2 protein-coding genes are annotated in these 2,228 nt (G+C 64.9%); both read left to right on the top strand.

Annotated elements, in window-relative coordinates; all coding sequences use genetic code 11:
• The first annotated feature begins 656 nt into the window (after positions 1-656).
• Positions 657-1,457, top strand: coding sequence for a hypothetical protein (locus ABE505_RS17010; RefSeq protein WP_346445840.1), 801 nt, complete (start codon positions 657-659; stop codon positions 1,455-1,457).
• A gap of 324 nt (positions 1,458-1,781) precedes the next feature.
• Positions 1,782-2,159 (top strand): hypothetical protein, encoded by a 378-nt coding sequence (locus ABE505_RS17005; RefSeq protein WP_346445841.1) that lies wholly within the window; start codon positions 1,782-1,784, stop codon positions 2,157-2,159.
• The last annotated feature ends 69 nt before the right edge of the window (positions 2,160-2,228 follow it).

Here is a 2,228-nt window from a genome sequence, read left to right as displayed (position 1 = left end):
GCCTCTTGATCGTCTTCCGGTCGAACATCCCCTCACCCTTGCGCCCTGGAATCAGGCATCAAGCGTAACGGTGGCTGGCAAAGGACTCCCCGCTAATCTGCGAAGAACCTTTTTTATTCTGTATCACGACTGCCTACCGGGTTGCGGGCATCGCATCGGTCAACACGCTCGTCCTACCTCACAACCGACCGCAACACCGATCCCGTGAATACGATTGCACTCCACCGCTCGTGTGTTTGTAGCGGCGAACAGAGGCGTTCGAACAACGCCGCGTTCAACGTATAGAGCTCGATCGCACGAGCACGAACGCCGAACATACCCAGCGGTCACCATGCCTTTGCTGAGGGAAATCCTTACATCCCACCACGGGATTCCCTGACACCCGCGCGCTTGACCCTCGCCGCACGTCTCGGCAGACTCGGCCTCAAGGAGCGTAGAAACTCCCCTGCAAGCGGTCCCCACCTCCGTCAAACCGGTGGGTTTTTTGCGCCCGTATCCTGACGGTCGCAGACCGACGCGATGCCTGCGTCGGGAGGGCGGCTAATACAACACCCTTCGGGGAAATACGCCCGCCGTCTTGCAGCGGTTTCTAACCTCCCGACTTCCCGTCGCCGATTCCCGGTGCGCGGGGCCTTTCATGGAATGAGGAGGTTGAGATGTCGCATGACACGTTGAACGATCCGGGCACGGGCTATTTCCTGCCGGAAGACAGCCAACTTCGGCTGAAGCAGTTGCACATCTACATTGATTTCCTGTCCCGGCTGGCACGCCCGCGCACGTACAACGGGGCCAGCGAGTGGGCGCCGGAGGTCGGCATGGACGAGTTGGCCACCTGCCTGGCTCTGCTGGCCGACCAGGCAGAGCTGGTGTTGAACGACCTGACGTGGGGCGCCGACTTCCCGCGCATGGCAGGCGAGGCGGATGCGGCCGAGGACGACGAGGACGAGGAGGAGGACGAAGACGAGAGCGACGAGGTTGCAGACGCTCCCGCTACCAGCACGGCGTACGCCTCGGCCGATGCATCGACTGTGGCAGAACCCGAGCTTGGGTTCGAAGGCCAGGTCGCCGCCGTGGATGCGGCAGGCCGCTGGGTCGATCCAGGTGGCGACCGGCTGGTGTTCGGCATGAGCGTCGATCAGGCGGATGCGCTTGGCGAGCTCATCCAGACGATTGCGGCGCACGCCGATGTCATTGCCTCGAGCGAGGACAACGCCTTGGCCGATGCCACACTGCCCGCGCTCGGCCAAGCGATCACGGGCGGGGCCGACGCGCTCCGCGCGCTGATGGACACGGTGGAGAACCAGATGATCGTGCCGCCGACCAAGTGCAGCAGCGTGCGCGAGCCGCGGGCAACCTACGGCGTCGGCGGCACGTCAGGCGAAGACAGCACGGGCATGGCGAGCTGGCCGCTGCCTACACGCCAGCCGCACACACCTGCGCAGCCGCGTACGCACTGATCCGTCCCACCGTCTAAGCGCGGGTCACTTTGACCCGCGCCTCGACCCCCAGCTAACTGCAACCACACGGGTCGCGCCGACATGGCGAATCGCCCTGGTCTGTTGGTCAGTGACTGCGGGCTGTTCGCCGAGGCTCAGCACCTTAGGCTCACAGCCGTCATACAAGTGCAGTCCCTTCTGCACTCCGGTGTCTTGCGTGCGGATGATGGCGGTCTTCGCACCGTTCTCTCAACGCCTCGCAATGTCGAGCATTGACTTCTCGGATCGGAACGCTCGGTATGCTGTCCGTCGATCTTGAGAGCCGATGCGCTGGAGCCGCCACCGATGAGATCTTTCTGGCTCGCCCTGTCGATCGCCGCGATCGCCGGCCTTGCGCTCTGGAGCGTTGTGTCGCTGTCGTCGGGCGGTATCGAGCCGTGGGATGCGGCCCGCTACTGGACCCTCGCCTGTCCTGCGGCGCTGCTGTTGTCGCTGGCACTCGGCATCGCGTTCCCGGTGCGTGGGTGGGTCTGGGGCGCGGTCGTCATGCTCGCGCAGCTGCCCGTGGTCATCGCGGTGTCGGGCATCGGCCCGCTGCTGGCAGCTGGCGTGGTGTACACCGTCCTGCTCGCGCTGCCGGCGATGCTGGCATCCGCAATCGGCGGTTGGTGGCGGCGCCGACTACTCGGAAATACCGACCGGTCGTTGCGCGATCAGCGCTAGCGACCGCCAGAACCGGGGGGGGGGGGGCAAATATCCGGGGGCCCATTTACCCAGAGCCCCGGTATGTGG

Source organism: Luteimonas sp. TWI382 (assembly GCF_039674545.1).
In the GTDB taxonomy this organism is placed as follows: Bacteria; Pseudomonadota; Gammaproteobacteria; order Xanthomonadales; family Xanthomonadaceae; genus Luteimonas.
This window is presented reverse-complemented; position numbering and strand designations above follow the sequence as displayed.